Source organism: Acidimicrobiales bacterium (assembly GCA_035547835.1).
Lineage (GTDB): Bacteria > Actinomycetota > Acidimicrobiia > Acidimicrobiales > Iamiaceae > DASZTW01.
In genome coordinates this window covers 158,748-167,579 of record DASZTW010000012.1, presented here as the reverse complement: position 1 = coordinate 167,579, position 8,832 = coordinate 158,748, and the positions used below count along the sequence as shown (strand labels likewise).

The 8,832-nt window shown below is 69.9% G+C and carries 10 protein-coding genes; 3 read left to right on the top strand and 7 right to left on the bottom strand.

Annotation, left to right across the window (positions count from 1 at the left end):
* Both VHA73_11180 and VHA73_11175 read left to right on the top strand, forming a co-directional pair.
* On the top strand, nt 1–1,616 hold a 1,616-nt coding region (locus VHA73_11180), incomplete at its 5' end, for a phosphoenolpyruvate carboxykinase (GTP) (protein ID HVX18584.1).
* Nucleotides 1,617–1,960: 344 nt separating this feature from the next.
* Nucleotides 1,961–2,197, top strand: coding sequence for an Lrp/AsnC ligand binding domain-containing protein (locus VHA73_11175; GenBank protein HVX18583.1), 237 nt, complete (start codon nt 1,961–1,963; stop codon nt 2,195–2,197).
* A gap of 34 nt (nt 2,198–2,231) precedes the next feature.
* Here the strand turns inward: VHA73_11175 and VHA73_11170 are convergent, their stop codons facing one another.
* The 6 genes from VHA73_11170 to VHA73_11145 are packed head-to-tail and all read right to left on the bottom strand — an operon-like array spanning nt 2,232 to nt 6,867.
* A complete protein-coding gene (locus VHA73_11170) occupies nt 2,232–3,167 on the bottom strand; it encodes an oxidoreductase (protein ID HVX18582.1) in 936 nt (311 codons plus the stop codon).
* A gap of 25 nt (nt 3,168–3,192) precedes the next feature.
* Nucleotides 3,193–3,531 (bottom strand): hypothetical protein, encoded by a 339-nt coding sequence (locus tag VHA73_11165; protein HVX18581.1) that lies wholly within the window; start codon nt 3,529–3,531, stop codon nt 3,193–3,195.
* A gap of 36 nt (nt 3,532–3,567) precedes the next feature.
* Nucleotides 3,568–3,894, bottom strand: coding sequence for an antibiotic biosynthesis monooxygenase (locus VHA73_11160; protein ID HVX18580.1), 327 nt, complete (start codon nt 3,892–3,894; stop codon nt 3,568–3,570).
* A 52-nt stretch (nt 3,895–3,946) separates the two neighbouring features.
* On the bottom strand, nt 3,947–4,798 hold the full coding sequence (locus VHA73_11155) for a PIG-L family deacetylase (protein HVX18579.1): 852 nt from the start codon (nt 4,796–4,798) through the stop codon (nt 3,947–3,949).
* A gap of 5 nt (nt 4,799–4,803) precedes the next feature.
* On the bottom strand, nt 4,804–5,952 hold the full coding sequence (locus tag VHA73_11150) for a CaiB/BaiF CoA-transferase family protein (protein ID HVX18578.1): 1,149 nt from the start codon (nt 5,950–5,952) through the stop codon (nt 4,804–4,806).
* 27 nt (nt 5,953–5,979) lie between these two features.
* Nucleotides 5,980–6,867 carry an alpha/beta hydrolase gene (locus tag VHA73_11145; protein HVX18577.1) on the bottom strand — a complete coding sequence of 296 codons (888 nt, stop codon included), beginning with the start codon at nt 6,865–6,867 and terminating at the stop codon, nt 5,980–5,982.
* A 56-nt stretch (nt 6,868–6,923) separates the two neighbouring features.
* Between VHA73_11145 and galK the strand changes: the two genes are divergently transcribed.
* Nucleotides 6,924–7,931: a galactokinase gene (gene galK, locus VHA73_11140; GenBank protein ID HVX18576.1), complete on the top strand. Its 1,008-nt coding sequence runs from the start codon at nt 6,924–6,926 to the stop codon at nt 7,929–7,931.
* A 167-nt stretch (nt 7,932–8,098) separates the two neighbouring features.
* Here the strand turns inward: galK and VHA73_11135 are convergent, their stop codons facing one another.
* Nucleotides 8,099–8,812, bottom strand: a complete 714-nt coding sequence (locus VHA73_11135) for a PH domain-containing protein (GenBank protein ID HVX18575.1) — start codon at nt 8,810–8,812, stop codon at nt 8,099–8,101.
* Between the last annotated feature and the right edge of the window lie 20 nt (nt 8,813–8,832).

Below are 8,832 nucleotides of genomic sequence, written 5' to 3'. Positions count from 1 at the left end.
TCCTGGCGCGTTCGGATCCGAGCGACGTGGCGCGCGTGGAGGATCGCACGTTCATCTGCAGCGTGAGCAAGCAAGACGCAGGGCCGACCAACAACTGGATCGCGCCAGCGGAGATGAAGCGCAAGCTGACGAAGCTGTTCGATGGGTCGATGCGCGGCCGCACGATGTACGTGGTCCCCTTCTCGATGGGGCCGCTCGGCTCGAACATCGCGCATATCGGCGTGGAGCTCTCGGACTCGGCCTACGTCGCCGTCAGCATGCGCACGATGACGCGCATGGGACGCGCCGTGTACGACGTGCTCGGGACGGATGGCGCATTCGTGCCGTGCCTGCACTCGGTGGGCGCGCCGCTCGCGCCAGGACAGAAGGACGTGCCTTGGCCGTGCAACAAGAACGAGAAGTACATCGTGCACTTTCCGGAGGAGCGCGCGATCTGGTCGTATGGCTCGGGCTACGGCGGCAACGCGCTGCTCGGCAAGAAGTGCTTCGCGCTGCGCATCGCGTCGACCATGGCCCGCGACGACGGCTGGATGGCCGAGCACATGCTCATCGTGAAGGTCACCCGGCCCGGCAAGGAGCCCCAGTACGTGGCGGCGGCGTTCCCGTCGGCCTGCGGCAAGACCAACATGGCGATGATGATCCCCACCTTGCCTGGGTGGAAGGTCGAGACCATCGGCGACGACATCGCCTGGATGAAGTTCGGCGCCGACGGGCGCCTCTACGCCATCAACCCCGAAGCCGGGTTCTTCGGCGTGGCACCGGGCACCAGCGAGAAGACGAACCTCAACGCGCTGCGCACCCTCGACGAGAACTGCATCTTCACCAACGTCGCGCACACCGACGACAACGACGTGTGGTGGGAAGGCCTCACCGACGAGCCACCGGCCCACTTGGTCGACTGGAAGGGCAACGAATGGACGCCGGCGAGCGACGCGCCGGCCGCGCACCCCAACGCACGCTTCACCGCCCCGGCCGCCCAGTGCCCCGTGGTCGCCCCCGAGTGGGAAGACCCCGCCGGCGTGCCGATCTCGGCCATCCTGTTCGGCGGTCGGCGGGCCACCAACGTCCCGCTCGTCACCGAGTCGTTCAACTGGCAGCACGGCACGTTCCTCGGCTCGATCATGAGCTCCGAGAAGACCGCGGCCGCCGCCGGCACGATCGGCGAGGTGCGCTTCGACCCGTTCGCGATGCGGCCGTTCATCGGCTACAACGCCGGTGACTACATGAACCACTGGCTCGAGATCGGCGAGACCGGCAACGAAGCCAAGCTGCCCCGCCTGTTCTGGGTGAACTGGTTCCGCAAGGGCGAGGACGGCTCGTTCCTGTGGCCCGGCTTCGGCGAGAACAGCCGGGTGATCGACTGGGTGCTGCGCCGCATCGACGGTGACGCCGAAGCGGTAGACACGCCGATCGGCCGGGTGCCCGCCGCCGGGTCGCTCGACCTGACCGGCCTCGAGGTCGACGAAGCGACCGTCGCCAAACTGGTCGAGGTCGACCCCGAGCTGTGGCGTCAGGAAGTGCCGCTCATCGAGGACCACTTCACGTTCCTGGGCGAGCGGCTGCCGCAGCCGCTGGCCGACGAGCTCCTCGAGTTGGAGAAGCGCCTCGCCAACTGAGCGCCTTCCCGGGCTCGTGCCCGAAGACCGCACCTCGCTGGTGACCGGCGCGTCGCGGGCATCGGCGCGGCCACGGCCGCAGGCACTCGACCGCGCCGGCGCCCGCGTGGCGCGGACGGCACGGTCACGCGACGACCTCGCGGCCATGGCGTCGAGCCTCACCAACGACCCTCCGACGCGGCCAGGTTCGTGACCGGCGAGACCATCGCCGCCGATGGGGGCATGGCCCGCACGTTCGACTTGCACTCGTGGCGGCGTGTGAACGGTGCTCACCGCAGGGCAGCCGAGAGAGGTGGCAACTACGCTGCACGTGTCCGCCGCAGGCCACGCCGAGGAGGCACACGATGGCGGTGAGTGCGTACATCCTCATCCAGACCGAGGTCGGGCGGGCCGCGCAGGTGGCCTCCGAGGTCGGCGGCATCGACGGAGTGGTGAGCTCGGAGGACGTGACCGGTCCCTACGACGTGATCGCCCGCGCCGAGGCCGAGACCGTCGACGAGCTCGGTCGGATGGTGGTGAGCCGGGTGCAGATGATCGACGGGATCACCCGCACGCTCACCTGCCCGGTGGTGCACCTGTAACCAGACCCGGGCTGACCACCGACGGCCGTCGCCGTCAGCCGGCGTCTGCTCCCGCCAGGCCATCGAGCTCCGCCACGGTCCCGGCATCGAGCACGACGTTGCCGGTGGCGACGTTCTGTTCCAGGTGGTCGACGCTCGACGTGCCGGGGATCAACAACGTGTGGGCGTCGTGGTGCAACAGCCACGCGAGGCCGACCTGGGCAGGTGTGGCGTCGAGGCGGGCGGCCGCCGCTACCACCGCCGGATGCTCGCTCACCTTCGGCATGCCGGGGAACGCGGAGCCGAGCGGGAAGAACGGGACCCACGCGACATCGTGCGCGCGGCACAAGTCGAGCATCGGCTCGCCCGCACGGTCGAGCAGGCTGTACGCGTTCTGCACGCACGCGATGCCGGCGGGCAACGCACGGCGCAGGTCGTCGATCGTCACGTTGCTCACCCCGATCGCGCCGATCTTGCCCTCGTCGCGCAGCGCCACCATCTCGGCGAGCTGACTGTCGAGGTCGACGGCCTGGTCGGGGTCGGGGTTGGCGCCGAAACCCGGCTCGATCAAGCGGAGGTTGACCACGTCGACCTGGTCGACCGCGAGCGTCGCCAAGTTGGCCTCGACCCCGGCGCGCAGCTGGTCGGGTCGTTGGGCCGGGATCCAACCGCCGTTGTCATCGCGGTCGCCACCGACTTTGCTCACCAGTACGAGCCCCTCCGGATACGGGTGCAGCGCGGCGTGGATCAGCTCGTTGGACACCCCACGGCCGTAGTACTGCGACGTGTCGATGTGGTCGACGCCGAGCTCGACGGCGCGACGCAGCACCGCCAGCGCCGCGTCGCGGTCGTTCGGCGGGCCCCACACGCCCGGGCCGGGCAGCTGCATGGCGCCGAAACCGATGCGCGCGACCTGGTTCCCGGCCAAGTCCGCACGACCACCGGGTGGGCGCGGCGGACCGTCGGGAGCGGTGGCGGGTTCGTCGGGCATCAGGGCGCCTCCGATAGCTGGCAGGTCAGCGGGTTCCGGGTGTGGCGAGGAACATGGCCCGGATGCCCAAACCCATCAGGAACAGACCCCCGAGGCCGTACAGCAAGTAGCGGTACCGCCACACCTGGGCACGGTAGCTGTAGATGATGGCGACGCCGACGAGCGCGACGAATCCGTAGAAGAGGTGGAACTGGGGGGCATGGCGATGTTGCGCGCTGATGAGCCCGACACCGAGACCCACCTGCACGAAGATCGCCAGCTCCGCGGCGATCGTGTACCACCACAGCACTTTGGTCCGCAGCCACGGCAACCAGTTCGCTGCCAGTGCCCACGCCCCGGCGGTGCCGTTGCCGATGACCACCACCCAGGCCCAGGCCCGGTGCAGATCGAGGAGAACGACTCAGCCCTCGTCGGTGAGCGCTACCTGGTAGCTCCAGAGCTCGCTGTGGGTCGAGACCGGCGGCGGCGCGTCGCCACCCGCGCGCTCCTGGGCGGAGCGGTGGCCGTGACCGAACGACGGCGACTCGAGCCATGCCTGGAACGCGGCCTCGTCGCGCCAGCGCGTGACCACCAACCAGACGTTGCGGTCATCGGTGGGTTGCAGCAACTCGAAGCCCTCGAAGCCGTCTTGGCCGTCGACGGCGCCCGCCCGTTTGGCGAACCGGTGGGCCAGCTCCTCGCCCGAGTCGGCAGGGACGGTGATGGCGTTGATCTTGATCACGGTCACGCGCCCCATCCTGCCTGCTGACCGAGCAGCCTGACCAGCGGCGGCGGCAGCGTCACCGCAAGGGTGTGAACAGCTCCGCGGCCAGGCCGGTCGAGGTCGACGACTCGTCGGCCGGGCCGCCGCCGGGGCGCTGGGCGCGGAACCACTCCGTGCCGAACCCCAGCGCGAACGCGTCCTCGGGCATGGCCAACGTGAAGTGCGAGTCGGAGATCTGGCTGCGGTACACGAGCATGGCCGCACGCTTGCGTTGCCAGACGTCGGCGCCGTCGACCCGGTGGGTGACCTCGTCCTCTGAGAGGCCCAGCTCGTCGAGCGGTGGCGGTCCACCGTCGTCGTCGCGGAGCTGCTCCTCGAGCGAAGCGGCGTCGACCTCGTCCAGCAGTTCCGCACGGGCGTCCATCAGGCGCTTGAAGTGGTCACGGTTGATCGTCGCCTCCCACACCACGGGGAGACCGGCGAGCTCCGCGGCGCGGTGGCCGACTCGGTGCACTTGGATGTGGTCGGGGTGGCCGTAGTTGCCGTGGTGGTCATACGACGTGAAGACATCGGGCTGCTCCTCGGCCAGGATCGCCGCCAGCCGGCCTGCCGCGTGGTCGATGTCGGTGCGCCAGAAGCTCCACGGATCGTCGTTGGGGGGACGGCCCATCATGTCGGAGTCGATGTAGCCGAGGAACTCGACACGATCGATGCCCAACACTTCCGCCGACGCGTACGACTCGGCCGTGCGACGCAACGACAGCTGTTCGCCTTCGGCGAGCACACCGGTGACCACGTCGCCGTGCTCACCGCGCGTGGCCACCACCAACACGGTGCGGTGGCCTGCCTCGTTGGCCTTCGCCAGGAGGCAGGCAGTGGTCATGACCTCGTCGTCAGGATGCGCGTGAAAGCAAAGGACGGTACCCATGGGCGTCAGGCGATCGCCCCGATCTCGCGCAGCTTGGCGATGCGGTTCGGGTCGAACCCCCACTCGACGAGCACCTCGTGGGTGTGCTGACCCGCGTGGGCAGGCGGGCCGGCGATCCCGCCGGGCGTGCGGCTGAAGCGCGGCGCGGGCGACGGCTGCACGATGCCGGCCACTTCCTGGAACGTGCCGCGCTGGACGTTGTGGGGGTGCTGGGGCGCCTCGGCGGGCGTGAGCACCGGGGCGAAGCACACGTCGGTGTGCTCCATGATCTCGCACCACTCGTCGCGGGTCTTCGCCTTGAAGATCGCGGCGAGTCGCTCCTTCATGGCCGGCCACTGGGCACGGTCGTGCTGGTACGGCAGGTCGTCTTGGCCCTCGAGACCCGTGAGCTTCAGCAGCTCGGCGTAGAACTGCGGCTCGATCGACCCGATCGACACGTACTTGCCATCGGCGGTCTCGTACACGTCGTAGAAGTGGGCGCCGGTGTCGAGCATGTTGGTGCCTCGCTCGGGCCCCCACACGCCCATGGCGGTCATGGCGTGGATGAAGGTCATCAGCAGCGCGGCGCCGTCGACCATGGCCGCGTCGACCACTTGGCCCTCGCCCGAGGTGGCCCGCTCCGTCAGCGCCGCGCACACCCCGAGGGCGAGCAGCATGCCGCCACCACCGAAGTCGCCGACCAGGTTGAGCGGCGGGAGGGGCGGCTGACCCTTGCGGCCGATCGGCTCGAGGGCGCCGGCGAGCGCGATGTAGTTGATGTCGTGCCCCGCCGCCGGCGCGTAGGGCCCTTCCTGGCCCCACCCGGTCATGCGGCCGTAGACCAACCGCGGGTTCCGCCCCAGGCACACATCAGGCCCGAGCCCGAGGCGCTCCATGACGCCGGGCCGGAAACCTTCCACCACCACGTCGGCTTGCTCGACCAGCGACAGCACGGCCTCGACACCGTCGGGCGACTTCAAGTCGATGCCGATCGAGCGCCGGCCGCGGCTCAGCACGTCGGCTGGAGGGGCCTCGGGGTCGCCGCCGATCACGTTCTTCGACCGATCGATGCGCACGACATCGGCCCCGAAGTCGCTCAGGATCATGGCGGCGAACGGGCCCGGGCCGATGCCCTGGAACTCGAGGACCTTGATGCCGGAGAGGGGTCCAGTCACGAGCGTGGTTCCTTTCGAGGTGACAGTTCAGCTCGGGTCGGCGACCCGGGCCGCGAGACGGGTGACGGCGTCGATGATCGGCGCCCATTGCGAGGGCGGGAGGTCGTGGCCCATGCCGTTGACCTCGAGCAGCTCCGCGCCGGGGATGGCCTCCGCCGTGCGGCGACCACCGCTCACGTCGACGAGCGGGTCGACATCGCCGTGGATCACGAGGGCGGGCACCGCGACGCGGCCCAGGGCCTCGGTGCGCGACGGCGACACGCCCACCGCGAGGAGTTGGCGACCGACGCCTTCGGGGTTGAGACCGCGGTCGAACTGGAGCTCGGCCTTGCGGCGCGCCCAGGCCTCGTCGAAGTCGGACGGGCTGCCGATCTGGCGGCTGACCTCGACCTGGTGCGCGATGTTGGCCTCGCGCTCCTCTGGCGCCCGTTCGTACAGCACCTTGACCATGCCGTCGTGCGGCTGGCCGACATCGGGGTCGCCGGTGGTGGAGATGGCCGAGGTGAGCGACGCGACGCGTTCGGGATGGTCGATGGCCATCTGCTGCACGATCATGCCGCCCATCGACGTGCCGAACAGGTGCGCCTGGTCGACACCGACCGCGTCGAGCACCGCCACGGCATCGCACGCCAAGTCGGCCAAGCGGTACGGCGCGTCGACCGGCTTGCCGCGGAAGGCGTCGGCGATCATCGGCATGACCTTGCCGTCGTGCTCTCGCAACCAGGTGGACCGGCCGACGTCGCGGTTGTCGAACGAGATGACCCGGAACCCACGGTCGGTGAACGCATCGACCAGGTCGGGCGGCCACGTCACCATCTGCGACCCGAGACCGTTGACGAGCAGCAAGGGAACGCCGTCATCAGGCCCTGCGACCTCGTAGTACAGCTCGACCCCGTCCCCCTGGGCGTATGCCATCCGCCCATCCTCGCCGTGCTTGACCGAGCGGTCAAAAGTTGTGGAAGGGTGTCGCCGTGACGTTCGTCGAAGCCCATGCGCCCGGCCGGGTCAACCTGATCGGCGAGCACACCGACTACACCGACGGGCTCGCGATGCCCATGGCGATCGACCTCGGCACCACCGTGTACGGGCAGCGCGGCGACGGGACGTCGGTCGTGTTGCGGTCGGCCATCGAGGAAGCCCCGGTGGAGATCCCCCTCGACTTGGAGGACCCCACCTCCCTCGCCGGCTGGGCGCGCTACGTGGGCGGTGTGGTCGTCGAGCTGACGCCGACCCATGGCTTCGACGGCCACGTCACCACCACGCTCCCGGTCGGCGGTGGATTGTCGTCAAGCGCCGCGCTCGTCGTCGCGCTGGCGCTGGCGCTCGGCGCCGACGGGTCCGACCCGGTCGCCCTCGCCCGACAGTGCCAGCAGGCTGAACAGCGGGCCGGGATCCGCTGCGGGATCCTCGACCAACTCGCGGTCGCCGCCGGCGTGGAGGACCACGCGCTGCTGCTCGACTTCCGCTCGTTGGCCGTCGAGCCCGTCGCCATCCCCGACGACGTCGACGTCATCATCTTGGACTCCGGCGAAGAGCGGCAGCTCATGGGTTCGGCCTACGACGACCGTCGCGCGCAGTGCGAGGCCGCCGCGTCGGAGATCGGCCCGCTGCGCGACGCCGACCTCGCCGACGTCGACCGCCTCGGCGACGACCTGCTCCGGCGCCGCGCCCGCCACGTCATCACCGAGAACCGACGGGTGCGAGACTTCGCCGCTGCGTTGCGTGCCGGCGACTACGTCACCGCCGGCCAACAGCTGTGGGCCAGCCACGAGAGCCTGCGCGACGACTTCGAGGTGTCGACCCGCACCCTCGACCATCTCGTCGAGGCGTTGCGCGAGACCCCGGGCGTCTTCGGCGCCCGCCTCACCGGTGCCGGCTTCGGCGGCTGCGTCGTGGCGATCACCGAACGCGGCGCCGTCCCCTGGACGACCCCCGTCCGCGCGTCCCGCGGGGCCCACCTCGTGTCCCCCACCTCGTAGCCCGGCCCCGGCGCGGGTGGTCCCGCGCGGGGGTCACCGCGACCGCCGCCAAATCTTTGCGATTCGTGCACAATTGGCGACTTAGTAGCCAAAGCTGCATCGCACCCGCTGGAGGCGCACGTCGTGGCCGATCCAGCGAGAGAGCCGAGCCGACTCTTGGCGGGGGGTCACATGCGGTCGAGGAGTTGTGCTTTCTTGGCCTCGAACTCGGCTTCGGAGATCACGCCTCGGGTCATGAGGTCGTGCAGCTCGGCGATCTGGTCGGCGATCGAACCTTGCCCGGTCCCGCCTGGCCCGCCGGCCACAGCGACGGGTGGCGCGGGCGCGGTGACCGGCGGAGCAGCGTCAGCCAGCTGTGGCGGAGCAGTCTGGGGCGCGAATCGACGCTGCTCGCGGGCTTCCATCTGCGCGTAGATCTGGGCTTGGACGTGGTCGGGATGGTTCACGTCCTGGAAAGTCGACTGCCCGCGCTCGCCGGCCGACTCGACGGTGAGGTCGCCGGCGCCCACGAGCCGCTCGAGCAGGCCCTGGTGGAACGACACGTCGTTGACCCGGTCGAGGGGGATCTCCTTGCGGGTCTTGGACAACACGCCGTGCCCCGCGATCAGCCGAGTGCTGGTGACCACGAAGTGCGTGGTGCGCCACACCGCGAGCCGGGCGAGGAAGTACACAAGCGCCGCGAGGATCAGCAACGCCACCAGCACGTACACGATCTTGCCGCCGAGGCTCCCCGGATCTGGGTTCCAGCCAGCCCAGACCACGATGCCGAGCACGATCGTCGCGACGAGCGCGAGGCCCGACGGTGCAAGGGCGATCCAGTGCGGATTGAGGTCGAGGACAACCTCCTCGCCCTGGTTCAACAGTCTTCGCGGGAAGGCCATCGCGGGAGCGTACCGTGGAC